Source organism: Halomonas sp. (assembly GCF_052095765.1).
Lineage (GTDB): Bacteria > Pseudomonadota > Gammaproteobacteria > Pseudomonadales > Halomonadaceae > Halomonas.
The window spans coordinates 1-24,715 of the sequence record NZ_JBQDJZ010000036.1; the positions used below are offsets into that span (position 1 = coordinate 1).

A 24,715-nucleotide genomic window follows, 5' to 3' on the forward strand; every position below is an offset into this window, starting at 1 on the left:
GCCCAGTGGGCCGCCTGTTCGATCAGGCCAAATCCACGTGAAGTGACGAAGAACCAAAAAAAGCGTGACTCCTTGCGTATTTTTCACCCAGGCCGATATTGATGCCTGGATCACCGAAGACGCACCGCTGATCGACCTGACCAGCCATGCACTGGGCCTCGACGAGCAGCCTTCGCGCCGGACCATTGTTACCCGAGCCGATACTGTGGCTGCCTGCACCGAAGAAGCTACCCGGGTCATTGAGCAGTGCGGCGGCAAACTCATCAACCGGGTAGACAGCGGCACCCTGGCCAGCGCTGGCAGCACCTTGCTTGATGCTGAGGGACCAGCGCAGGCGCTGCTACGCGCCTGGAAGGTTGCCCAGAACCTGCTCGAGTACGCCTGCGGTGTAGCAACTGCCACGCGCCAACTGGTCACAAAGGTCCGAAATGAGTCCACACACTGCACGGTGCTGACCACCCGGAAACATCCCCCGGGTCTTAAGCGCCTTGGCCTCAAGGCCACATTAGCTGGTGGCGCCGAGGCAATCCAGTTCGACAAGGCGTCACCAGAACAGCTGACAATCTGGTGCCACCAGCTACGCAGTAAGCACCCTGTCCTGACGCTTCTTGAAGCAGGTGGTATCCACGCAGGTAATGCGCAGGCATATGCCCGCAGTGGCGTCGACGCTCTTGTCACCAGCAGCCTCTATCAGGCACCTCCGGCAGACCTTGGCGTGCAGCTATGTCGCACAGGAGCAGCCCTTGACCCTTGACGATATCGATTTTGCCGCACTGTACCGGCAGCATCTAGGCCTGTCGCAGCGCCGTCAGAAATCACCCGCCGACTGGGATCGCCGTGCTCACAAGATGGGCAGCAAGCCACCGGGCGGACACTACGCCGACACTTTCGTGGCACGCATGCAGCTGGAGGACAGCCGCAGCGTGCTCGATGTGGGCTGCGGCTCAGGCAACATCGCCCTGCTGTTGGCCCCGCACATGCACAGCGTGGTGGGACTAGACTACAGCACTGGCATGCTGGAACAGCTGACGCGCAACGCCTGCCGCCTGGGGTTGACCAACATCACCCCGCTTGAGTGCGCCTGGGAGGACGATTGGAGCAAAGTCCCGGTATGCGATATCGCCGTGGCCTCGCGCTCCGGCATGGTACCTGACTTATCCGATGCACTGGCCAAGCTCAATGCCCATGCCCGACGGCGGGTCTACATGACTCAGCTGGTGGGTGGCCACTTTATTGATCCCGAACTGATATCCGCGCTGGGCCGCCCGCCGCGTTCGCTTCCCGACCATCTTTATACCCTGGGACTGCTGCACGCCCAGGGCATCTACGCCGAACTCAGCACAATCGAGGTACCCAGCCGCCTGGCTGGCACCGAGGATTTTGACGAATTCGCCCAACGGGTCACCTGGTCATTGGGCGATCTCAGCGACGACGAAAACGCTCGGCTGCGGCGCTGGTATGACGCCGATCCCGAGCGCGCGGCACGCGGCGGCTCTCCCATGCGCTGGGCGTTGGTCAGCTGGACACCTCCGCACTCTTCCTAGCCATCCATTCACCCCACCGAGCCCTTGGCTCACTCTCTAATAAAGAGTATTTCATGCGCTCTGCACCCCTATCGGCACTCTTCTGCTGGGCATCTCGCTCAGCACCAGGAACTTGAGCTCGACTCGCCGGACGAACTACGTGACAGCAAGCGCTTTGCGCGCATCACCCTGCCAGATACCGACAAGGCAATCTACGGCCGCGCCGGCAGCGAGCATCTGGAACACGACGGGCTGATCAATGCAGTTAATGAGCGTCTGCTGGTGGTTGGCACTGTTCCCCAGGCTACCGCCTATGTAACCACCGGCGAGGTGGATGCCGGCTTCATCAACCTGACCGACGCCCTGGCCAATGCCGAGCGCTTCGGTGGCTACCTGGTACTTGACGAGCACTACGACCCGATCCGCATCGTCGCCGCAGTGACCGCGCAGCATGCTGACACCCCCGAGGTACTCGACTTTATCGACTATGTCGACAGCCCGGCGGCCCACACCATCGCCACCAACCACGGCCTGTAAAACGTCCAGAGAAGGTAGCCAGATGCGTGAACTGCTGCTGTGCGCGGTGCTGGCGGCAGTGTCTCTGGCACTATTTTCCGGCGTGCGCCGCTTTGGCGGTGCTGCCCTGTAGCTGAAAGAGATAATTGATAGAACGAGCGAGGAAGCAGCAGGTAGCAGCCACATCGAGATGGCATCAGCTGATATACTCGCAGCAAACGTTTTAATCGCTTTCTGCCCCCTGGAGACGCCGAGAAATGACCGACAGCGAGACACCTATCAGCATCGAAGGGCAGATCTGGATCAATGCCGGCGAACGACGCTTCGGCGGCCACGGCCGGATGCGCCTGCTCAGTCATATTGCTGAAATGGGTTCCATTTCCGGGGCAGCAAGAGTGATGAAAATGAGCTATAAGGCCGCCTGGGATGCCGTGGACCAGATGAACAACCTGGCAGGTGAGCCGCTGGTGGTGCGCAGCGTTGGCGGCAAGGGCGGCGGCTCAACCGTAGTCACGGCCCGCGGTCAGCAACTGATCGAGAATTTTGACCATCTGGAGCGCGAACATCAGCGTTTCATTACCGAACTGAGTCAGCAGGCCAGCAGCATGGCGGATGATTTACTGATGCTACGGAGACTGAGCATGAAAAGCAGCGCACGCAACAACTTCAGCGGCACGGTAACCGCCATCAAACAGGGTGCGGTCAACGACGAGATCGAACTGGAAATCGCCCCAGGCCAGCACCTGACTGCAGTGATTACCCACGAGAGCTCGGAAAATCTGGGGCTTGTCGTGGGTAGCGAGGCCTTTGCGCTGATCAAGGCATCATCGGTAATCCTCGTGACTGAGGCCGACGGTGCGCGCTTCTCAGCACGCAACCTGCTGACCGGCAAGATCGATCGTCTACAGCCAGGCGCGGTAAACACCGAGGTAGTACTGGCCCTGGAAGGCGGCGGCCGTTTGGCGGCTATCATCACCAACCAGAGTGCCGAAAACCTGACGCTTGCGGAAGGCGCAACGGCCAGCGCAATCTTTAAGGCGTCAAGTGTCATCCTGGGCGTCAGCGACTAGCACACCAGTGTCAGTCCTCGCCCATTTCTAGCAGCAGGTCATCGTCGATTTCAGCCACTTCAAGCGGGGTGTCGTCATCGAGGTCGATGGCCAGATAGCTGTGCTCATAACGTAAAAAGCGTTCAAACAGCGCCCAGTCGAGAACATCAGGCCACTGGCTCTCGTCTTCCTCCCAGGCGCGCAGTTCGGTCTCAAGAATATCGCCGTATCGCTCACGAACAAAGGCCTCGAGAGACTCGGGGGACTCCATCTCAGGAATCAGATACACCGTGCTTTCCCGTTCCACGTCAGTGATGGCAAGGTCTTCATCACCCATGGTCGGTTCCAGATCATTGATCCAGTCAACGAAATCCTGGGTCGGTCTGACACTCAGAGCGGAGCGGTTAAGCAGTTTCATCACAGTCTCCTCGACGTCGAAACGCTGCCATTATGGGCGCTGGTCATGCACCTTACCAACATTTCCGCCTGGAGCCAGCAATAAAGCGCCGCACGGCCCATCAGTCTGGCTAAGGAATCAGCCTTTGGGCACCACCACCACCTGCGTACCCGACGCCAGATCGGCCCAACTTCTCCGCTCGCCATCGAACAGCAGCCACAAGTGCCCAAGACCCAAAGGCACAAAAGACAGTGTCCCAACCAGAAAGCGCAGCAGGGTCTGGTTCAGCGTAATCGGGCAGCAGTCGCGTGTCTGCACGCGTAGCCGCCATGCCTGCATGCCCAGCGTCATGCCGGCGCGCCGCCAAAAAAAGGCGAAAAAGGCAAAGGCTGATAGCACCATCAAAGCACGTAAACTCAGCACCTGGGCCGCGCCTAAGCCTATCTGCTCAGGGGGAATATCCAGCAGCAAACGGCTGACGGCCACGTGCCCTGCACCAACAGCAACCCAGATGGCCAGCAACAGCAGTCCGTCATAAAGCATGGCCCCCAGCCGACGCCCCAGGCTCGCTGGCCAGACGTCATCGCAATGATCGAAACGTCGCTGCACCTTATCTCTCCAGTAAGCTCTAGCTATCAACCGCTGCGTCGCAGCATATAAAACCCTGCAGCGGCGCAGATCAGCGCCGGGGCCAACACGGCAAAAACTGGTGAAAAGCCAAACAGGGTCGAGGCCGGAGCAAGCAAGTCCTGCAGATACTTGAACACTAAGCCAGTGATCACGCCATAAAAGACCCGCGTACCTGCCGCTACTGTGCGCAGCGGGCCAAACACGAAAGACGCTGCTACCAATACCAGTGAAGCCATCGTCAATGGCATCAGCATTTTCTGCCAGAAATACAGTAGCGGCTGGGTCGCTGACTGTCCCTGAGATTTAAGGAACTGTGCATGTGCCCATAGCTCGCTGGGTGCCTGTATGGCCAGGCGACGCAACAAGCGGTCGAGCTCAACAGGTGTCAGCTGTGTTTCCCATGGCATCTGATCTACCCGGGTCGCAATGCTGCGACCGTCCTCGAAGCGCGTGATGGCGACACCCTCGAGCACCCAGCCTCCGTCGCGCCAGCTGGCACGCTGCGCGCTCATTGCCTCCTGCAGCTCGCGTCCATCAAAACGGTAACGGGCCAGGTCCAGCACCACGTCATCAGCACGAATGACACCAAAGCGATAATACGTATCGCCATCACGCTGCCAGCCGCCACTTTCTGTCAGCAGCGCGCCTTCGCCCTGCATTTTTTCCAAGCGCCAAGCGGTTGCGTACTGCTCGGTCACCGGATTGATATATTCCGCCACGATCAATACAACCACGACCACCAGAATAATCGGCTTCATTACCCCCCACAGAATACGGGTAAGCGATCGCCCTGCAGCACGCATTACCGTCAACTCATTGCTGGATGCCATGCTGCCAAGCCCAACCAAAGCGCCGATCAGCACCGCCACTGGTGCATACTGATAGAACCGCCAGGGCAAACGCATACACAGGTACATCAGCACCTGAAGCGCACCGTAATCACCTTTTACGTCGCTGAGGTCGTTAATGTAGCTGATCGTCATATCCAACCCCAGCAGCACCATCTGAACCACCAGAATGGCGCCCAAAACATGGCGGGCAATATAACGGTCCAGCCGGTCAGCGATCATCATCCACTCATCCCCCGGCGCTGGTCACGCCACAACAGACCCAGTCCCAGTGCCAGAAAGGCGCCGTGAATCGGCCACATCCCAACGGCCACCGGCCAACTGCCACTACCAATGGCATCAAGTGTTGCCAACAGCAGACTGAGGTACGCCACATAAAGAAACACGGCAGGCAGCAGCTTAGCGAAACGTCCCTGACGGGGTTTGACCTTCGACAGCGGCATGGCCATCAGCGTCAAGATCAGCACCATCAGCGGCAGGCTCAGCCGCCATTGCAGCTGGGCTTGAAAGTCAGGCTCGGGCGAAACTACCAGCCTGGCGGTTGTCGCATACTCGGCAGCAGCCAGGTCCGCATCAAGAACGGTGCCCGACAGACGCACCGCATAGCTGTCAAATACCAGGCGCTCGGCCTGTCCCAGTCCTGGCTCAATGCTAAAGCGCTCGCCATCATCCAGTATCAGGAAACGCGTGCCTGCCTCATCGTCGGTGACCTGATAGCCTCGGGCCGCTCGTGTCACCATGGTTTCAGGTGTGCCGTCGCTACGGCGCTGCCGTTGGCTGATGAAGACCTCCTGCATGCGAAGTTCATCCTCATCCAGGCTAGCAATATACGCCGTGCGTCCATCGCCGAAATCCTGAAAGCGTCCCGGCGTCAGCGAGCTGAAATCAAGCCGGCTGCGCTGCTCTTCGATTAGCAGCTCATTGTGCAGCGCACCGGCTGGAGTCAGCCACAGGCTGCACAGTCCCACCAGCACAACCACCACGATAGATGACACCATACTGACCTGTAGCAGCTTCACCGGGCTGGTACCACAGGCAACCAGCACGGTAATTTCGCTGTTCAGATACAGTTGCCCGTAGGCCAGCAGAATGCCCAGGAAAAATGCCAATGGCAGGATCAGTTCAAGAAAACCTGGCAGATGGTAGAGCATCAGGTTACTGAGAATGCTGACCGGAATATCGCCTTCCGCGGCACTGGAAAAGTAGCGGATGAAGCGGCTTCCCATAATCACCAGCAACAGCACCCCGGCCACGGCGGCCATCGTCTGGAGGATTTCACGGGTCAGATAGCGAAACAGGATCAAGATGAACTCCCTGGCCGGCCAACATCCATGCAATGATGCCTGGCCTTGGGTACACTGAAACGACTTGATGATGCGTGGCATTATCCTGAATCCTACATCGCTTGTCTTGTGGAGAGTCCATGGAATTCCCCGTCCTAACGGTTAACCCTGTCCGGGTTGAGACCGACTGCCTGGTGGTACCTGTATTCAAGGATAGTGAGCTGCTGCCCGGCGCAGCCAAGCTCGATGATGCCAGCGAGCGTCTGATCAGCCAGCTGATCGAGCGCGGCGACTTCAACCCCAAGCTGGGAAATGTCCAGCTGGTGCCCTTTGCCCCCGGCCTGAACACAGACCGACTGCTACTGGTTGGCCTGGGCGCCCAGGACAAGTTTCAGGAAGGCGCTTTTCGCAAGGCCGTTGATGCGTGCTTCAATGCGCTAACCCAGCTTTCCATTGACGCCGCAGCGGTAACCCTCACTGATGTGCCAGTCGGTAACCGCGACTGCGCCTGGAAAGCGCGCATGGTGGCTGAAGCAGCACACCGTGCCATTTACCGTTTCAATGAGTTCAAGTCCGAACCGGCTCCACTGCCGCGCCTGGAAAGCGTGACCCTGCTGGTCAGCGAAGGCGACAGCGCAGAAGCGACCACTGAGGGCGCCGCCATGGGCGACGCCATCGGCAGCGGCACCAACCTGACGCGCACCCTGGGCAACCTGCCTGGCAACATTTGCACGCCCCGTTACCTGGCCGGCAAGGCTGAGGAACTCGCCGCTGGCTCAGACGGCAGCCTCGTCGCCGAGATCCTTGACGAAGACGCCCTTGAGGCGCTGGGTGCCCATTCGCTGCTCAGCGTGGGTCGCGGCAGCGATGAACCATCGCGGCTGATCGTCATGAAGTACCAGGGCGCCGACGACTCTGACGAAGCGCCGCATGTACTCGTCGGCAAGGGCATCACCTTCGACACCGGCGGCATCTCGCTCAAGCCTGGCGAAGGCATGGACGAAATGAAGTTCGACATGTGTGGCGCCGCCAGTGTATTCGGCACTGTTAGCGCGGTGCTGGCCCTCAAGCCCAAGATCAACCTGGTGGCTATTGTCGCCAGCGCCGAGAACATGCCCAGCGGGCGTGCCACCAAACCCGGCGATATCATCAAGACTCTCAAGGGGCTGAGTGTCGAGGTACTCAACACCGACGCCGAAGGCCGCCTGGTATTATGCGATGCACTGACCTATGCCGAGCGCTTCAAACCGGCCAGCGTGGTGGATATTGCCACCCTGACCGGCGCGGTGATCATCGCACTTGGCCATCATGCTACTGGCCTGATGTCCAACAACGACGACCTGGCACTGAACCTGATGGAAGCCGGCGAAACCTCCTGGGATCGCGTCTGGCAGCTGCCACTGTGGGACGAGTATCAGGAACAACTGGACTCCAACTTTGCCGATATCGCCAACATTGGTGGTCGTCCGGCCGGCACTGTTACTGCTGGCTGTTTCCTGTCACGCTTCACCAGCAGCTATCCTTGGGCACACCTGGACATCGCTGGCACCGCCTGGCATTCCGGCAAGCAGAAAGGCGCCAGCGGACGCCCGGTCAGCCTGCTAACCCAGTACCTACTGGACCGCGAGGCAGATCGCCAGGGCGAGAGCACTGACGTATAAGCACGACCCCGGCACCGTGACTGCTGATGCACTCGCGGTGCCGTAGGCATTTCATCTATCATTCAATGAACGTCGGTCCTGGCGCTGCCACCCGGCTTCAAGTCACCGCCCCGTAGACCACCAGCGGGGCCCAGCGGAGATCACGAGTCGTGTCTACCGAACACTTTAACGTGTTGCCTTCAATCCAGCCGCTGGCCGACAACCTGCGTGACGACATTCTCGCCAACCCCGGTTTCGGTCGCTATTTCACCGACCACATGGCCCACATTCGCTGGACCGGCAGCGCCGCCTGGCATGGCCATGAAGTACGCCCTTACGGCCCGCTGCAACTCGACCCGTCAGCAGCTGTCCTGCATTACGGTCAAGAAATTTTTGAAGGCATGAAAGCCTATCGCCATGCCGACGGCTCGGTGTGGACCTTTCGCCCCAACAAGAATGCCGAGCGCTTCCGTCGCAGTGCCCGGCGCCTGGCACTGCCGGAGCTGTCCGACGACGACTTCCTCAGCAGCGTCAAGGCACTGGTTCGCCAAGATGCCAACTGGGTGCCGAACCCGACCAGCGAGGCCGACGAGTCGAGCCTGTACTTACGCCCATTCATGATCGCCAGCGAAGCATTCCTCGGCGTACGTCCAGCCCAGGAAGTTGACTACTACGTCATCGCCTGCCCCGTGGCTGCCTACTTCAAAGGCGGCGTGAAGCCGGTCTCGATCTGGCTGTCATCACACTACAAGCGCGCCGCTCCCGGCGGCACCGGTTTTGCCAAGTGTGGCGGCAACTACGCGGCCTCATTGCTGGCCCAGCAGGAAGCTACCGATAACGGCTGCGCCCAGGTTGCGTTTCTGGATGCTGCCGAAAACACCTGGGTCGAAGAGCTGGGCGGCATGAACCTGTTCTTCGTTTTCAAGGACGGACGAATCGCCACGCCGCGACTGACCGACACCATCCTTGAAGGCGTGACCCGTGACTCCATGCTGCAACTGGCCAAAGATGAAGGTCTGACGCCAGAAGAGCGAGCCATCAGCATTGACGAGTGGCGCGACGGCGTGGCTTCCGGGGATATCACCGAAGTCTTTGCTTGTGGCACCGCCGCCGTGGTTACTCCGATTGGCCAGCTGGTCAGCGAAAGCGGCACCATCGAGCATCCGGAAGGCAATGAAGTGGCAGCCAAGCTACGCAAACGCTTGCTCGACATTCAGTACGGCCGCGCCGAGGATACCCACGGCTGGATGACACGGCTGGTCTAGTATCACATCGTGGCCACAGAGTTTCGGGGGCAAGCCCCCCCCCCCCCGAAACTCTGTTCCTCAGCGCTGCCGAACGAGAATTAATGACCCGCATCGACTTCTACATCTTGCCGAACACCACCCTGGAAGCCCGCCTGGACTTCGCCTGCAAGCTGGCTGAGACCATCGTCAGCAAGGGGTATCGGCTGCACATCCATACTCAGGATGAGGCCATGGCCAGCGCGCTCGACGAGCTGCTATGGGTCTTTCGCCCTGAGGCCTACCTGCCCCATGCGCTGCTGGGCAGCGAGCAGACTGATAACGTGCCAGTTACCATCGGCTGGGAAGCCCCACCAGTCACCGACAGCGTCACCCCACAGGCGATGCTCAACCTGCACAGCGACATTCCCGAGTGGTTCTCTCGCTTCGAGCGCGTGGCCGAAATCATCAACCAGCATCAGAACGTGCTCACTGCCAAGCGCGAGTGTTGGCAGACCTACAAGAAGCGCGGCTACTCGGTCACCGCACATCAGCTGGGCGGCAAGCGCTGAGCCACCATGACGCCGCGCGCTGCGTCGGGCTATAATCAGCAACATTTTTCACAGTCCGCATGGCCATCGGCACGCTATCAACCTGCCCTTTGCCACTGCGCGCTGTTAACTTCTGTCTTCGTTGAGCCCCGGAATCTCCATGGAAAAGACCTACCAACCCGAGCAGATCGAATCCCGCTGGTATGAGCGCTGGGAGGCGGATAACCGCTTCGCGCCATCTGGCCAGGGTGAACCCTACACCATCATGATTCCGCCGCCCAACGTTACCGGCAGCCTGCACATGGGCCACGCGTTCCAGGACACCATCATGGACACGCTGATTCGCTGGCGGCGCATGCAGGACCGCAACACCCTGTGGCAAGTCGGTACCGACCACGCCGGCATCGCCACCCAGATGCTGGTGGAGCGCAAGCTTGCCGCCGAAGAAGGCAAGAGCCGCCATGATTTAGGTCGTGACGCCTTTATCGACAAAGTCTGGGAATGGAAACACGAGTCCGGCGGACAGATTACCCGCCAGCTGCGGCGCATGGGCACCAGTCTCGACTGGAGCCGTGAGCGCTTCACCATGGACGACGGCTTTTACAAGGCCGTGCAGGAAGTCTTCGTGCGCCTGCATGAAGAAGAGCTGATCTATCGTGGCAAGCGGCTGGTCAACTGGGACCCCGCATTACACACGGCGATCTCTGATCTGGAAGTCGAGAACCGCGACCAGCAGGGCAGCTTCTGGCACTTCCGCTATCCTCTGGCCGACGGCGTGACAACTGACGACGGCAAAAACCATCTCGTCGTCGCTACAACGCGTCCGGAAACGCTACTCGGTGACAGCGCCGTGGCGGTCAACCCCGAAGACCCTCGCTACGCCTCTCTGATCGGTAAGTTTGTCGAACTGCCGCTGGTGGGCCGACGCATCCCGATAGTGGCTGACGAACACGCCGACATGGATAAGGGCTCAGGCTGCGTGAAAATCACCCCGGCCCATGATTTCAACGACTACGAGGTTGGCAAGCGCTGCCAGCTACCGCTGATCAACGTCTTCTCCAAGGATGCCACCATTCTGGCCGCCGCCGAGGCCTTTGATATTCAGGGCCGGCCGCTGGCAGACGTCAACACCACCCTGCCCGCTGCTTACGCCGGGCAGAACCGCTTTGAGGCACGCAAGCAGATCGTGGCCGACATGGACGCCGCCGGGCTGCTAGACCAAGTAGAGGCCGTCAACAACACCCTGCCCTATGGCGACCGCTCTGGCGAAGTTATTGAGCCACTGCTGACCGACCAGTGGTTTGTCGCGGTAGACAAGCTGGCCAAACCAGCCATTGCCGCGGTGGAAAACGGCGACATCGAGTTCGTACCCAAGAATTACGAGAACATGTACTTCTCCTGGATGCGCGACCTGCAAGACTGGTGCATCTCGCGCCAGCTGTGGTGGGGGCACCGCATTCCGGCCTGGTACGACGCCGAAGGCAACGTCTATGTGGCGCGCACCGAGCAGGAGGCCCGCGACAAGCACGGTTTGGCCGCTGACCTGCCGCTGAGCCAAGACGAAGACGTGCTCGACACCTGGTTCAGTTCCGGCCTATGGACCTTCGGCACTCTGGGCTGGCCCGAGCAGACGCCAGAGCTTGCCACCTTCCACCCGACCAGCGTGCTGGTTACTGGTTTTGACATCATCTTCTTCTGGGTCGCACGAATGATCATGCTGACCCTTAAGTTCACCGGCGAGGTGCCGTTCAAAAAGGTCTATGTGCATGGCCTGGTGCGCGACGGCCAAGGCCACAAAATGTCCAAGTCCAAGGGCAACGTGCTTGACCCCATCGACCTGATCGACGGCATCTCGCTGGACGCGCTGATGGAAAAACGCACCGGCAACATGATGCAGCCGCAAATGGCCAAGGCCATCGGCAAGGCCACACGCAGTGAGTTTCCCAAGGGCATCGAAGCCCACGGCACCGACGCCCTGCGCTACACCTTCCTGTCCCAGGCCACCACCGGGCGCGACATCAAGTTCGACATGGGGCGCTTGGATGGCTACCGCAACTTCTGCAACAAGCTGTGGAATGCCTCGCGCTATGTACTGATGAACGCCGACGGCGAGGACTGCGGCGCTGATGGCGGAGAGGTGACACTGTCGCTGGCCGACCGCTGGATCATGTCGCGCCTGCAACAGACCGAAGCCCAGGTTACAGCCGCGCTGGAAGAGTTCCGCTTCGACCACGCCTCCCAGGCGCTGTATGACTTCGTGTGGAACGAGTATTGCGACTGGTACCTGGAGCTTTCCAAGCCGGTACTCTGGGATGAAAACGCCTCAGCAGAAGCTAAGCGCGGCACCCGCCGCACCCTGGTACGGGTGCTAGAAACCATACTGCGCCTGGCACACCCGATGATGCCCTACCTCACCGAGGAAATCTGGCAGCGCGTCGCACCGCTGGCCGGCACCTTCAATGAAGGCGCTGAGGGTTCTGGCGACTCGATCATGATTCAGCCCTGGCCGGTCGTCGACGAAGCCAAGTTCGACGAAGCCGCTACCCGTGATATCGAGTGGCTCAAGGGCGTGATCATCGCGGTGCGCAACATCCGCGCCGAGATGAATATTTCCCCTGGCAAGCCGCTGGATGTGCTGCTGACCAAAGGTGCCGAAAGCGACCGCCAGCGCCTTGCCGACAACCAGCGTTTTCTGGCCAAGCTGGCCAAGCTGGAAAGCATCAGCTGGCTGGAAAACCCGACCGATGCGCCGTTGTCAGCTACCCAACTGGTGGGCGAACTGGAAGTGCTGGTACCCATGGCCGACCTGATCGACAAGGACACCGAGCTGGCACGCCTGGCCAAAGAAGTCGAGAAACAGGAAAACCTGATCAGCGGCATCGAGAAAAAGCTGGCTAACGAGAGCTTTACTGCCAAAGCACCCGCTGCCGTGGTGGAAAAGGAGCGCACCCGGTTAGCGGATGCCCAGACCACTCGTCGCCTGCTGGTGGAGCAACGCGATAAAATCGCCGCGCTGTGATTTACACGGTTCCGAGTCTGGCCGAAATGAACCAACAGCGCCGCCCCTAGGGGCGGCGCTGTTCTGTGTGAACCTAGTGTTTGCTCTGTGTGAACCTAGTGTTAATTACTTTCGCGCCAGCCACCCAGCACCCGCTGGTCGGGGCCGAAGAACACCAGCCGATCGTGGTCGATCAGATAACCGTAGGCGGTGTTCAGCATCTCAGTCACCTGACGTGAGTTTTCCATATCAGGGCACGCCATACGACCCGAAGCAATATCACCAAACTCAATATGGTGATTTTCACCCAGCGTTACGTTGGTCATGATCGGGTTGCAGCCATCAAAACCACTCACCTCGCCATTGGGCGAAATCTCGAACCAAGGCTGGGTCTCGAATGCCAGGCGCTCACTGGTGCCTACCAGCAACAGCGTCCAGCGTTCACCTATCAACGGGCCAGACAGTTTCTTGTGACTGCCCCCCTTCTGCGGCGAGCCCTCATCACTGGCACAGCCAACCAGCAGCGCCAACAAGGCAGCCATTGCAATCAAAAGGGTCTGACGAGGTAATGACGACATGGGCGTACAGCTCTCCCTGGAGCAGCAAATGCAATGAAATAATCGGTTCAAGCCCAAGCTTGCCCTAGCGTTACGCCCGGGACAATCCTTGATCCAGCTGGCCAGCCAGATCACCAGCTGCCGGTGTTCTCCATCGACGCCCAGGGCTCCTTGGGTTCCAGCGCATCACCGGACTGCAACAGCTCGACAGAGATACCATCAGGGCTTCTGACAAACGCCATATAACCATCCCGTGGCGGCCGATTGATCGTCACACCCCCGGCCTGAAGGCGCTCGCAAGCGGCATAGATATCATCCACGCGGTAGGCCAAGTGGCCAAAATTACGCCCGCCGGTATACGCCTCAGGGTCCCAGTTCCATGTCAGCTCAAGCTCAGGGGCCGAAAGCCGCGCCGAACGCTCGCTATCAGTCGGAGCAGCAAGAAACACCAAGGTGAAACGCCCTTTCTCATTGTCCTTGCGACGCACTTCCTCAAGCCCCAGCAGATCACAATAGAAATGCAAGGAGGCATCCAAATCGCTGACCCGGACCATCGTATGTAAATACTGCATAAATAAGCCCCCATTTGGCCTATGAGATAGATTCAGTCATCCTGACAGGCTTAGCGCTGATTTGACAAACAATCGCCAACCAGCGCCAGCTAACCACTCAGGGTGTTTGTTAATGAGCCATTACTGCGACACTGCCCCCGGCCACCCTTATCACGGTCCCTACCATGACCATGAGTACGGCTTCCCCGTCTGCGCCGAAAACGAACTGTTCGAGCGGCTGGCGCTGGAAATCAACCAAGCGGGGCTGTCGTGGCTAACGGTACTGAAAAAGCGCGACGCCTTTCACAGTGCCTTTGACGGCTTCGAAGTGGACCGCGTGGCCGCCTATGACGACAACGAGCGAGAGCGCCTACTAAACAATGCCGCCATCATCCGCAATCGGCTGAAAATTAATGCCGTCATCCACAATGCCAGCGTCATACAGCAGCTTCGCCACAGCCACGGCGGATTTCACCACTGGCTAGAGCACCACCACCCACTGCCCCATGGTGAATGGGTCAAACTGTTTCGCCGCACCTTCCGCTTTACTGGGCCAGAAATCGTCCGCGAAATGCTAATGAGCACCGGCTACTTGCCCGGCGCTCACCGCGATGACTGCCCGGTTCAACAGCGCATCATCGCCGCCGGCCCCGCCTGGGCTCGGTCCGGAGGAGCCTGCGAATGATCTCAAGCTATTCGAGCTGTCCTTGCAACAGCATCCGTGCCTCTTAAAACGTCTCGTTTTCGCTGTACACCGCCACTGACAGATCGCCATTGTTAGCCGCTGTCATCACAAACGTGATCGGCCGACAGCACACCTGGCAGTCCTCTATGTATTGCTGCTGTACCTCCTGCAGGTCCAGCAATACATCGATGCTTTCACCGCAGTAGGGACAGCTGATGGCCGTTTCCGTCAGTTCGTCCATGTCAACCTCAAGGCGCAATGCCCTGGCCGCAGCCACGGTAGGTTTTTCCGTTAACCGTCAGTTCAACTCGTGCGGGCCAAGGCTGGCCGCTCATGTTGTCATAACAGGCGCCGGCTTCGATGCGTACATCAAAGGGGCGCGCCGATTGGCCGCTGGCCAGCTCGACACGGCCTTCAGCGTTGTCCATGGCGACCACGCGATACGGCAGAGTGATTTCCCGCTCGCCGTAATCCAACGACAGGAAAATCTCTGGTACGTCATTGGCCAGTGTCAACACCCAACCAGGCTCATTGCCTTGGGCGCGGAACATCACACCGGGGAACTGCTTTCGCGTCAGGGCATCCTGCTGGATATTGCGCTCGCAGGAAAGGCGACCGCGCGGGCTTTCTACCGTGGCTTCAGGTCCTTTGGCCCAAAAGCTCAGGTCGCCTTGTTGGTAACGCTCACCGCTGGCAACTACCGCAGGGTCAAGCAGCCAGGCCCCGTGCGCCGACCACAGACGCAATTTATCGCCGTCATTTGCCGTCACCAGTCCCTGGTCCGGCGTACAGCGCCAACCGGTAAACGCTGTGCCTTTACCAGGAAACAGCAGCGACGGCAGCAGCGGTGCTTTGGCCGAGTTCGAGCTGCCTTCAGCCGCATCAGTCATATCAACCGTTGACGGTGGCATCGGCGCTGGAGCACCCACAGAACGGTCAGAAGGGTGACCCGAGTGACTGACACAACCCTGCATAATCAGCATCAACGTTGAAACGGACAGCAAAGCAAAAGCGTGAGAGGTTCGCCGCATGAGAAGCTCCTTGTTCAATGAACCATGCAAAATGCACCCTGCCGAGCACACTCCCGCCCCACACAATACCAGTCACCGGTGTAGCTGTCCGGCGGCAGTCTCACTGCAGACTCGCTTGTCTGCGCCAATTGAATCAAACTAGACGTTCTAACCCACAACATGAACATCTCTCAGGATTATGCTCGAACTCCGCCATCTTCGTACGCTTATCGCCCTGCGGGATGCAGGCTCTCTGGTGGAGGCTGCCGAGCGCATTCACCTTACCCAGTCGGCGTTATCTCATCAGATCAAGGATCTGGAGGATCGCCTTGGCAATCCGCTGTTCATCCGCAAGACGCGTCCAGTTGAGTTCACCCGGGCGGGGCTTCGCCTGCTCAGCCTGGCCGAGCAGGTGCTGCCCCAGGTACGCATGGCCGAGCGCGACCTGGTGCGCCTGGCTGGCAATGAGCAGGGTCGGTTACATATGGCCATTGAGTGTCACAGCTGCTTTCAGTGGTTGATGCCATCGGTCGACCACTTTCGCGACCACTGGCCAGAAGTCGAAATCGATATTCCCGGCGGCCATCATTTTGACCCACTCAATGCGCTAGCGCGCGAGCAGCTGGATCTAGTCATCACTGCCGATCCACAGGCACTGCACGGGATTCATTACGAACCCCTGTTTCGCTATCAGAACCTGCTGGCCGTATCACGGCATCATCCTCTGGCGCAAAAACCTTTTATCGAACCTGGAGATCTGGCCGATCAGATGCTGATTACCTATCCGGTGGAGCACGAGCGCCTGGATGTCTTCACCCAGTTTCTTCAGCCAGCCAATATCCTGCCCAACGACGTACGCACCGCTGAGCTGACGGTCATGATGATGCAGCTAGTCGCCAGTGGACGTGGCGTCTGTGCGCTGCCCAACTGGGCGCTGACCGAGTACCTGGAGCGTGACTACGTCAAGGCGGTGCCACTTGGCGAGCAGGGGCTGTGGGGCACGCTATTTGCCGCTCTACGTGAGGACCAGCGCGAAATGCCATGGATGATCGACTTCCTGCGCACCGCGCGTGAAACCTCGTTTGAGGTACTCGACGGCATTCGCCCAGCCTGACAGCAACTCGCTATCTGCGCTGTTCGACACTCCACTGCCGCGCGAACTCGAGGCAGCTATCCCAGTCGCCCACGTGCAGGAAGAGCTTGTCGCTGTTTTTTTCCAGCTGATGGCGATACAGCGGGTCATAGTACTCGGTCAGAAGCGGTGCCAGCCAGGCTTCGTGGGCCTGACGGTTGCCTCGTTCGTGCTCACGGAAGGCCAATGACTGCAGTCGCTGCAACCTGGCCAGGCGTGCATTGCCCAGCCGCTTGCGCAAACGGCCCAAGGCAGATGCCAGCTGCTTGCGCATCAGCGCCCAGCCCAGCCAGTCACCAAATTGGCGCTGATAAATGGCCCATAGATCATCGATGTAATCCTTGTGGATCTGTGCCAGCCGCCAATCCAGCGACATCTCGACGCGAACTCTCGGCGCTTTCTCCATGCTCTGCCAGAAGCGTAACGGGATATTGCAGGCGCCAATCTGGCGCGACTCATCTTCCAGCACCATGGGGCCAGGCAGCTCAAGCAGGCGCAGCGCCATAGCATGTTCGAAGTCGATCTGTGATGGGCTGCACAGGGGATGGCGGCCAAAGGCGGAGCCGCGATGGCGGGCGCAGGCCTCCAGGTCCAGGCCATTGTCCAGCGACTGAATCAGCGGCGTCTTGGCGCAGCCCGTGAGGCCGCTGATAATCAGCTTCGCTTGGCAAGCGGCAGCATCAACCTGTGCCGCCATGGCCTGGCGCATGGCCTTCCAGCCACCTGCAATACGCGGACGCTCCAGCCCCACTTCAGCTAGCCACTGCTGGGCGATCTGAGAGCGCATTCCGCCACGAAAACAGTAAAAAACAGCATCGGGATGACGCTGAAGCAGGCGCTGCCAGGCATCAATGCGTGCTGCCCGGATGCCACCGCTGACCAACCGCTCACCCAGCGCAACAGCGGCCTCCTGGCCCTGCTCTGCGTAGGCGATACCTACCTGATGACGCTCTTCATCGTCCATCAGCGGCAGGTTGATGGCACCGGGCAACGCGCCCTGGGCAAACTCGACCGGTGCACGTACGTCGACCAGCACCCGCCCTTCACGCAACAGCTCAAGGCTTGGTGCGATCAGGGGCAGACTCACCCCACCACCTCAATCGCTGCGTCGCCACAGGCCTCAACAACCTCACCAAACGCTACCAGCGCCACACCATGCTCCTGACCAATCTGCTCGACCTCCGCGGCACTCGCCGGGTCGACGGCAATCAGCAGGCCACCCGACGTTTGCGGATCACATAGCCACTGCCAGTGGGAATCTTCCATTTCTGGCAACTGGCTACCCAGGGCGGTGCGATTGCGTGCCGTACCGCCAGGAACCGCTCCCTGACGCCGGTAAGCTTCCGCCTCAGCCAGACGCGGCAGACGCTGGAAATCAATTTTTGCTGCTACGCCACTGGCCAGACACACCTCACCCAGATGGCCTGCCAGCCCAAAGCCGGTAACATCCGTCATGGCATGGACGCCCGCAACCCGCGACAGCGCCAGGCCAATGCGGTTACTGACCAGCATGGTATCGCGCGCCAGGTTCTGATGACCCGGCTCCAGTAAGCCGCGCTTCTCTGCCGTGGTCAGGATGCCCACACCCAGCGGTTTGGTCAGGTAGAGCACATCGCCGACCCGGGCATTCTTATTGAGCTTAAGGTGCGCCAGATCCACCAAGCCGTTGACGGCCAGGCCAAAAATTGGCTCGGGCGCGTCAATCGAATGTCCACCGGCCAGCGCTATACCTAGCTCTGTGCACACCGACTGGGCGCCGGCCATGACGTCACCAGCAATGTCAGCGCTCAGCTTGTCCAGAGGCCAGCCCAAAATGCCCAGCGCCATCACCGGCGTGCCGCCCATGGCATACACGTCACTAATGGCATTAGTCGCGGCGATACGCCCGAAATCGAAGGGGTCATCAACAATCGGCATGAAAAAATCGGTGGTGGCAATCATGCCCCGCCCGTCGCCTAGGTCGTATACCGCCGCGTCCTCACGCCCCTGGTTGCCAGCAATCAGATTAGGGTGATGGCTCACGGCGGGAGCCGACCTGGCCAGAATGCCATCAAGTACATCGGGGGCGATCTTGCAGCCGCACCCCGCACCGTGGCTGTACTGGGTCAGACGAATGGCGCTCATTTCGCTCTCCTTAGTCAATCAATGAGCGCTATTCTACAGCACACGGCACCACTTCCGAGGCTGGGCAATGCATTTAAACCACTCTGCCCCTGCTGTCTGGTCAGAGGGCTTCCAGTGCATCGGCCAGCTTGTCCACCGCGACCACCTCCATGCCAGGTGGCGATTTGCGCGGTGCATTACCACTCGGCACGATGGCGCGGGTAAAGCCGTGCTTGGCGGCCTCAACGATACGCTCCTGACCACTCGGCACTGGACGGATCTCGCCGGACAGCCCGACCTCACCAAATACCACCAGCTCACGTGGCAAAGGCCGGCTCTGCAGACTAGAAACCACTGCCAGCAATACCGCCAGATCAGCACTGGTTTCGAGCACCTTGACGCCACCTACTACATTCAGAAAAACGTCCTGATCACCAGTAAATAGACCGCCGTGACGATGCAGCACCGCCAGCAACATGGCCAGACGGTTATGATCCAGCCCAACGGCAACGCGGCGCGGATTACCCAGCGGCGAGTCGTCCAGCAACGCCTGCACTTCAACCAATAGCGGGCGTGTGCCTTCCCAGACCACCATCACCAGACTGCCCGGTGCCTGCTCGTCGCTGCGTGACAGAAAAATAGCACTGGGGTTTTTCACTTCTTTCAAGCCGTGCTCCAGCATGGCGAATACGCCAAGCTCGTTGACCGCGCCAAAACGGTTTTTCTGCCCGCGTAGCGTACGAAAGCGCGAGTCGGCATCGCCCTCCAGCAACAACGAAGCATCGATCATGTGCTCCAGCACCTTGGGGCCGGCCAGAGCGCCATCCTTGGTGACATGGCCCACCAGCAGCAGAACGGTATTGCTCTGCTTGGCGAAACGAGTGAGTGCCGCTGCCGACTCGCGCACCTGGGCCACGCCGCCCGGCGCCGAGGCAATATCATCCAGATGCGTGGTCTGGATGGAGTCGATAATCAGTACCTCGGGGCGCTCGCGCTCGGCAACAGCCAGAATCGTCTCGATGCTGGTCTCAGCCAGCATTTTCAGGCCCTGGGTTGGCAGCTGCAGACGATGGGCGCGCATTGCCACCTGAGACAGCGATTCCTCACCGGTGACATAGATAACCGTGCGCTGTTGAGCCAGCTTGCAGGCCACCTGCAGCAGCAGGGTGGACTTTCCCGCACCAGGATGGCCACCCAGCAGCACCGCCGAACCCGGCACCAAACCACCGCCCAACACGCGATCGAACTCATCAAACGTCGATGACAACCGAGGCACATCACTGAGATCCACCCCCCCCAGATCGACCACTTCACGCGACAACGCACCGGCATAACCACTGCGTCCAGCACTAACCGTTGCCGTACCGGGCCGGGCAGATGACAGGCGAACCTCGCTCAGGGTATTCCATTCCTGACAGCTGGAGCACTGCCCCTGCCACTTGCGGAACTCGCTGCCACACTCCGTACAGACAAAAGCGCTTTTTGCTTTGGCCATCCGTTACCCACTCCCTGTCCACACGGTGGTTTGCCTTCCTCAACACAGTAACACGCCAGAAGGGGCGGCCAGTGGCCGCCCCTTCTGGCGTGTTACGCGTCCTGCTTATTGACGATTGAGACGCAGCATCTCGTTATTTTCAAAACGGCGACGCTGGGGGTCAATCAGCTCCAGAGTCTGAGGATCCAGCTTCAGGAAATAATAAGTCTGCCCCTCACCGTTGGGAACCAGCTCATAAACAGTCGCACCCGGATCTTCGGCAGACCCGTTAAGGACCGCCCAGTTGCCACTGTAGTTCTCAACCGGCGGATTTTCCGGATGCGCCCTGTAGGCCGCTCTCAGCTTGAATGTACGACCGTCAGAGGTAGTAACCTCCTCACCTACAAGGGTAACCCCGAGATCAATGCCATCACAGTTGCGGCATGGCAGCGTGCCCTGATACGTCGTACCGGTCACTTCCACTTGTTGAGTGGTCTCGGTGGGTCCGCTGGCACAGCCTGCCAACAGTGCGAGCATGGCAGAGCCTGCCAGCAACGTCCTGATTTGCATCTTCGTCCTCCTAACAAATGTGTCAGATACCGCGACGGCGGCAGCCTGGCCCATAGCATAACGGCAAGTTACGCTGACTGACAGCCCCAAAAACTGTGTCTGAAACACACAAATCGGTCATTTGATTCTCAGCCACTCGTTCAGCACATCAAGGTAAACCATGCAATACGGCTATGCTACGCTGGCCTTGTGTGCACCTGCCTGATACGTGATCACAGCTCCAAGTGCCTACCACCAAAAATCAGGGGTATCGCTGCTGGCCTGGTCGGTAACCTTTCTGGGTTTTTTGCACAGCACAATCCAATGGGTACGCTCTTACCTGTACCAGATACCCTGACGCATGTATTCCATGCCTCAGATCACCCGCGCTGAACCCGCACGGTCAATGACGAAAAACCACTGGCCGGATAAAGCGCCCGTTGTGGTGTCTTGCCAGCGGCCAGCTCGATATGACGCGTACCAGCCAGCAAGGCTTCCATGAATACGCACAGCTCCAGCCTGGCCAAGCGCTCACCGGGGCAGACATGCACGCCAGCACCATACAGTAGATTTTTATCACGGTTACGCGCGGGCTGAAACGCGTCCGGATCACCGAATACCTTTTCATCACGGTTGGCTGAAGCCCAGAGCAGCGAAATTCTCTCACCGGCCGGTATCTCTCGTCCGCCAATCGTGACCGGCCGCGTGGTCACACGACGATTGGAAATCAGCGGTGCATGAATGCGCAGTATTTCATCGATGGCATCCGAAAGGTCTTCCTGCCCTTGGCGCAGCGCTTGCTGTATTTCGGGGTGAATAGCCACATAGTGCACCAAGCTACTGACGCTGGCGGCAATGGTGCCCAGCTCACCCACGGTCCAATTCCGCACGATACTGACGATTTCTTCGTCACTCAGTGGTCGGCCATGGATCCTCTCCTGCAACAAACGCGTAGTGACGTCCATCGGCGCCTCGCCTCCGGCATCCCGACGCAGTATCAGCTGCTCTTTGATATAGCCATCAAACTCTAAGGCAATCCTAGCCATGGCCTGACGGTCACCGGCCAAGGTTGCTCGATGGTTCTTGCCAATCCATTCGCGCAACGCGTCGCGCAGACTCTCAGGCCAGCCCATGAAAGCGCACTGATTGCGCACCGCAAAAGGCTGGGCAAGTGAGCTCATCACATCTACCTCAGCGTCCAGCGGCAGGTCATCGATCAGTGCTTGAGTATTGGCACGGCATACCGGCTCGAACTGGGCGACACGCTGAGGTGTGAAGTACGACTCGACGATCTGCCGATACGGCGCATGTTCTGGCGGATCCATGGCATTGGGAATGGAGAGGTGCCGCGAGGCGTTGCTGAAGGTTTCATGATCGCCCAGCACACGCATCACATCATCATGGCGGAACAGGGACCACTGCAGGTAGTCACTGTAGGCGACTGGGCAACGCTGGCGCATCTCATCGTAGCCCTGAATCTGGTTTTCAAGAACCTCTGGGGCGCGGGGATCCCAGTCGGCGGGCGGAGTGTTGTTCATAGTGCAATCTCTCACGGGGCATACTGCCGCCATCGTGCCAGACTCCCTGTCTTTCTCTGGTGATATAGCGGCTGCTGTTGATTGGCCCTGCTTCCATGCCAGACAATAAGATGCATTGTAGATATACATTAAGGCGAATAGCAGTGATGCATATCAACAAACACGCGATCAGCCTTGATAGCTGAACACCAGCCACAGCACCAGGGGCATCACCACCAGACTTCCCAGGTTGCCGATCAACACCAGCGAAGCCACACGATGCGGCTCCTGTCGGTACTGCTCTGCCACCAGGTAATTCAGTACAGCTGGTGGCAGGGCCGCAAACACCCACAGTGCCGCAACAGAAGTGCTATCAAGATCAAACAGCAGCACCATCGGCAGTGCCAGAATCACACCCGATAGCGGACACAGCAGCGCCCCCAGCATGCCGGTCCGCCAGTCGCTGAAGTCGATATCCAGCATGCGTACGCCGAGCGCAAACAGCATCAGCGGTATACTGATCTCGCCAAGCATGCTCATTGCCTCCAGCAGCCAGCTCGGCAGAGAGAGCCCGCTAAGATTAACCGCCAGCCCCACCAGACTTGCCAGCACAATGGGTATGCGCAGCAGGCGCCACAACGGTGTTCCCGGGGATAGCATCCACAAACCAACCGAGAAATGCAGCACCATTTCGACGATGAATAGCACCACAGCAGCTGGCAGCGCCGCCTCACCGAAGGCCAGAACAATCAGCGGAATGCCCATGTTGCCCGAGTTGTTGAACATCATGGGCGGCAAGAACGTCTTCACATCCTGCTTCAACCAGCGTGCGACCGGCCATAGCAACAGCCCAGAGCCCAGCACGATGACCGTCGCAGCCAGTGCCAGGCCGGCATAGTCGACCAGCGGCACATCACGGTCGGCCATCACCGAGAACACCAGAAGCGGTACAAACAACTCCATATTAAGCGTATTCAGGCCTTGAATATCCGGCGTGCGGAACCGGCCATAGGCAGCGCCACTACCGGCAATAAGAAAAACCGGCAACAATGTCGCAGCAATCTGGGCGAGCATGCCTCTAACTCCTTGGCGTTGGCGGATAAACAAAGCGAGCAGCCTAGCATGCCTGCACCTTGCGCGGGCACTGCTCTCAGGTCAACATGAGGGAAAGATCCATTTATCGAGCGAGAAGAGTATGAGCAGGTTCTGGAGTCCCAAAGTTCATGAGCTGACCCCCTATGTACCGGGTGAGCAGCCACGCGAGCAACTGATCAAGCTAAACACCAACGAAAACCCCTATTCGCCGGCACCAGGCGTGGGCAGCGTCCTGCGCGAGTTCCGCACCGACCACTTGCGCCTCTATCCCGACCCCGGCTCACAAGAGCTGCGCGAAGCACTCGCCAGTAACCTGGGGGTAGATACCGATCAGGTTTTTGTTGGCAATGGCTCAGATGAGGTCCTGGCATTCGCCTTCCAGGCGTTCTTCTGCCATCCGCAAGCACTGCAGATGCCAGAAATCAGCTACAGTTTCTATCCGGTCTACTGCAACCTGTATGGCATCACGCGGCGCGCCTTCCCACTGGATGCACAGTGGCGAGTTGATCTTGATGCTTTTACTAAAGATGCCGGTGGCGTCATTTTCGCCAACCCCAATGCGCCCAGCGGTCATGGTCATGCTCGCAAGGATGTTCAAGCGCTGCTTGAGCGTGTCCGCGATGCCGTGGTGCTTATTGACGAAGCCTACGTGGACTTTGGCGGCGAAAGCAGCGTACCGCTGATAGCCGACCACCCCAACTTGCTAGTTACCGGCACTTTCTCCAAGTCGCGCAGCCTGGCAGGCATACGTCTGGGCTATGCGGTGGGCTCACGGGAGTTGATAGAGGGCTTGGAACGGGTCAAGAACTCAATCAACTCCTACCCCGTCGATAGCCTGTGCTCCGCCGTCGGTATCGCTGCACTTGAAGATGAAGATCACTTTGACGCCTGTCGCACGGCGGTCATCACCACCCGCGAGCGCACCCGCCAGCGACTGGAGCAGTTGGGGTTTGACGTATTACCTTCCCAGACTAACTTCCTGCTGGCCAGCCATCCAAAGCAAGACGCCGCCCAACTGTTTGTCGGCCTACGCGAGCGCGGTATTCTGGTACGCCACTTCAATACTGAAGCGCTCAACAACTGGCTGCGTATCTCCATTGGCACTGACAATGAAATGGACAGCCTGATCGAAACGCTTGAAAGCCTTTCCGCCTGACCACACTGGGCATCCTCAGCGGGCGCCTCACGGCGCCTGTCGAAGCCTGAAGGCAGCTCCTATGACAACCTGAATGGTATCCGTGAACTGGGCTTTGCAGGAACGATGTTCACATCGCGAAACCGGCGGCATGGGGCCATCACGCGACATTTTTCCAAACTGCTTCTCCAGATATTAAAAAAGCCCCGAACGCATTGCGCTCGGGGCTTTTGGTATAAGTGCCTGACG

General features: G+C 59.2%; 25 protein-coding genes. 11 read left to right on the forward strand and 14 right to left on the reverse strand.

The window, feature by feature from the left end:
• Positions 1–64: 64 nt before the first annotated feature.
• The 4 genes from ACTH3D_RS06505 to ACTH3D_RS06520 all read left to right on the forward strand — a co-directional run bounded on the left by ACTH3D_RS06505 (position 65) and on the right by ACTH3D_RS06520 (position 3,109).
• Positions 65–754: a ModD protein gene (locus tag ACTH3D_RS06505; protein WP_441666255.1), complete on the forward strand. Its 690-nt coding sequence runs from the start codon at positions 65–67 to the stop codon at positions 752–754.
• Positions 744–1,544, forward strand: coding sequence for a class I SAM-dependent methyltransferase (locus ACTH3D_RS06510; protein WP_441666256.1), 801 nt, complete (start codon positions 744–746; stop codon positions 1,542–1,544). Before ACTH3D_RS06505 ends, ACTH3D_RS06510 begins: the two co-directional genes overlap by 11 nt.
• Before the next feature lie 24 nt (positions 1,545–1,568).
• Positions 1,569–2,060: a molybdate ABC transporter substrate-binding protein gene (gene modA, locus ACTH3D_RS06515; RefSeq protein WP_441666257.1), complete on the forward strand. Its 492-nt coding sequence runs from the start codon at positions 1,569–1,571 to the stop codon at positions 2,058–2,060.
• Between the two features lie 236 nt (positions 2,061–2,296).
• Positions 2,297–3,109 (forward strand): TOBE domain-containing protein, encoded by an 813-nt coding sequence (locus ACTH3D_RS06520; RefSeq protein WP_441666258.1) that lies wholly within the window; start codon positions 2,297–2,299, stop codon positions 3,107–3,109.
• A gap of 10 nt (positions 3,110–3,119) precedes the next feature.
• Here the strand turns inward: ACTH3D_RS06520 and ACTH3D_RS06525 are convergent, their stop codons facing one another.
• The 4 genes from ACTH3D_RS06525 to lptF all read right to left on the reverse strand — a co-directional run bounded on the left by ACTH3D_RS06525 (position 3,120) and on the right by lptF (position 6,267).
• Entirely contained in the window at positions 3,120–3,506 is a 387-nt protein-coding gene (locus tag ACTH3D_RS06525; RefSeq protein ID WP_441666259.1) for a hypothetical protein, read from the reverse strand.
• Between the two features lie 117 nt (positions 3,507–3,623).
• A complete protein-coding gene (locus ACTH3D_RS06530) occupies positions 3,624–4,094 on the reverse strand; it encodes an RDD family protein (protein WP_441666260.1) in 471 nt (156 codons plus the stop codon).
• 26 nt (positions 4,095–4,120) lie between these two features.
• Complete coding sequence (gene lptG, locus ACTH3D_RS06535; RefSeq protein WP_441666278.1) at positions 4,121–5,185, reverse strand: LPS export ABC transporter permease LptG; 1,065 nt, start codon at positions 5,183–5,185, stop codon at positions 4,121–4,123.
• The gene (gene lptF, locus ACTH3D_RS06540) at positions 5,185–6,267 is read right to left on the reverse strand and encodes an LPS export ABC transporter permease LptF (RefSeq protein ID WP_441666279.1); all 1,083 of its coding nucleotides are present in this window, start codon (positions 6,265–6,267) and stop codon (positions 5,185–5,187) included. Before lptF ends, lptG begins: the two co-directional genes overlap by 1 nt.
• 119 nt (positions 6,268–6,386) lie before the next feature.
• On the opposite strand from lptF, the gene ACTH3D_RS06545 reads away from it, so the two are divergent.
• The 4 genes from ACTH3D_RS06545 to ACTH3D_RS06560 all read left to right on the forward strand — a co-directional run bounded on the left by ACTH3D_RS06545 (position 6,387) and on the right by ACTH3D_RS06560 (position 12,679).
• The gene (locus tag ACTH3D_RS06545; RefSeq protein WP_441666261.1) at positions 6,387–7,907 is read left to right on the forward strand and encodes a leucyl aminopeptidase; all 1,521 of its coding nucleotides are present in this window, start codon (positions 6,387–6,389) and stop codon (positions 7,905–7,907) included.
• A gap of 149 nt (positions 7,908–8,056) precedes the next feature.
• Entirely contained in the window at positions 8,057–9,151 is a 1,095-nt protein-coding gene (locus ACTH3D_RS06550; RefSeq protein WP_441666262.1) for a branched-chain amino acid aminotransferase, read from the forward strand.
• Between the two features lie 83 nt (positions 9,152–9,234).
• A complete protein-coding gene (locus ACTH3D_RS06555; RefSeq protein WP_441666263.1) occupies positions 9,235–9,681 on the forward strand; it encodes a DNA polymerase III subunit chi in 447 nt (148 codons plus the stop codon).
• A gap of 139 nt (positions 9,682–9,820) precedes the next feature.
• Positions 9,821–12,679 (forward strand): valine--tRNA ligase, encoded by a 2,859-nt coding sequence (locus tag ACTH3D_RS06560; RefSeq protein WP_441666264.1) that lies wholly within the window; start codon positions 9,821–9,823, stop codon positions 12,677–12,679.
• A 101-nt stretch (positions 12,680–12,780) separates the two neighbouring features.
• On the opposite strand, the gene ACTH3D_RS06565 is transcribed toward ACTH3D_RS06560, so the two are convergent.
• The gene (locus ACTH3D_RS06565; RefSeq protein WP_441666265.1) at positions 12,781–13,236 is read right to left on the reverse strand and encodes an META domain-containing protein; all 456 of its coding nucleotides are present in this window, start codon (positions 13,234–13,236) and stop codon (positions 12,781–12,783) included.
• Between the two features lie 110 nt (positions 13,237–13,346).
• Positions 13,347–13,787 (reverse strand): VOC family protein, encoded by a 441-nt coding sequence (locus ACTH3D_RS06570; protein WP_441666266.1) that lies wholly within the window; start codon positions 13,785–13,787, stop codon positions 13,347–13,349.
• 112 nt (positions 13,788–13,899) lie between these two features.
• Here ACTH3D_RS06570 and ACTH3D_RS06575 point away from each other — a divergent pair, with 112 nt between their 5' ends.
• On the forward strand, positions 13,900–14,451 hold the full coding sequence (locus ACTH3D_RS06575; RefSeq protein WP_441666267.1) for a DNA-3-methyladenine glycosylase I: 552 nt from the start codon (positions 13,900–13,902) through the stop codon (positions 14,449–14,451).
• A 43-nt stretch (positions 14,452–14,494) separates the two neighbouring features.
• Here ACTH3D_RS06575 and ACTH3D_RS06580 read toward each other — a convergent pair whose 3' ends face one another.
• Together ACTH3D_RS06580 and ACTH3D_RS06585 are read right to left on the reverse strand one after the other, a co-directional pair.
• Positions 14,495–14,692, reverse strand: coding sequence for a CPXCG motif-containing cysteine-rich protein (locus tag ACTH3D_RS06580; protein ID WP_441666268.1), 198 nt, complete (start codon positions 14,690–14,692; stop codon positions 14,495–14,497).
• 7 nt (positions 14,693–14,699) lie between these two features.
• Positions 14,700–15,482, reverse strand: coding sequence for a COG3650 family protein (locus ACTH3D_RS06585; protein ID WP_441666269.1), 783 nt, complete (start codon positions 15,480–15,482; stop codon positions 14,700–14,702).
• Between the two features lie 178 nt (positions 15,483–15,660).
• Here ACTH3D_RS06585 and ACTH3D_RS06590 point away from each other — a divergent pair, with 178 nt between their 5' ends.
• Positions 15,661–16,575 (forward strand): LysR family transcriptional regulator, encoded by a 915-nt coding sequence (locus ACTH3D_RS06590; RefSeq protein ID WP_441666270.1) that lies wholly within the window; start codon positions 15,661–15,663, stop codon positions 16,573–16,575.
• A 10-nt stretch (positions 16,576–16,585) separates the two neighbouring features.
• Here ACTH3D_RS06590 and mnmH read toward each other — a convergent pair whose 3' ends face one another.
• The 6 genes from mnmH to ACTH3D_RS06620 all read right to left on the reverse strand — a co-directional run bounded on the left by mnmH (position 16,586) and on the right by ACTH3D_RS06620 (position 23,310).
• Entirely contained in the window at positions 16,586–17,680 is a 1,095-nt protein-coding gene (mnmH, locus tag ACTH3D_RS06595; RefSeq protein WP_441666271.1) for a tRNA 2-selenouridine(34) synthase MnmH, read from the reverse strand.
• Complete coding sequence (gene selD, locus ACTH3D_RS06600) at positions 17,677–18,717, reverse strand: selenide, water dikinase SelD (RefSeq protein WP_441666272.1); 1,041 nt, start codon at positions 18,715–18,717, stop codon at positions 17,677–17,679. The genes mnmH and selD overlap by 4 nt, the downstream gene beginning before the upstream one ends.
• 100 nt (positions 18,718–18,817) lie before the next feature.
• Positions 18,818–20,191: a DNA repair protein RadA gene (radA, locus tag ACTH3D_RS06605; protein WP_441666273.1), complete on the reverse strand. Its 1,374-nt coding sequence runs from the start codon at positions 20,189–20,191 to the stop codon at positions 18,818–18,820.
• A gap of 105 nt (positions 20,192–20,296) precedes the next feature.
• The gene (locus tag ACTH3D_RS06610) at positions 20,297–20,740 is read right to left on the reverse strand and encodes a copper resistance protein NlpE N-terminal domain-containing protein (RefSeq protein ID WP_441666274.1); all 444 of its coding nucleotides are present in this window, start codon (positions 20,738–20,740) and stop codon (positions 20,297–20,299) included.
• 359 nt (positions 20,741–21,099) lie between these two features.
• Positions 21,100–22,257, reverse strand: a complete 1,158-nt coding sequence (locus ACTH3D_RS06615; RefSeq protein WP_441666275.1) for a cytochrome P450 — start codon at positions 22,255–22,257, stop codon at positions 21,100–21,102.
• 168 nt (positions 22,258–22,425) lie between these two features.
• Positions 22,426–23,310 carry an AEC family transporter gene (locus tag ACTH3D_RS06620; protein ID WP_441666276.1) on the reverse strand — a complete coding sequence of 295 codons (885 nt, stop codon included), beginning with the start codon at positions 23,308–23,310 and terminating at the stop codon, positions 22,426–22,428.
• A gap of 121 nt (positions 23,311–23,431) precedes the next feature.
• Between ACTH3D_RS06620 and hisC the strand changes: the two genes are divergently transcribed.
• Positions 23,432–24,487 carry a histidinol-phosphate transaminase gene (hisC, locus tag ACTH3D_RS06625; RefSeq protein ID WP_441666277.1) on the forward strand — a complete coding sequence of 352 codons (1,056 nt, stop codon included), beginning with the start codon at positions 23,432–23,434 and terminating at the stop codon, positions 24,485–24,487.
• Positions 24,488–24,715: the final 228 nt, after the last annotated feature.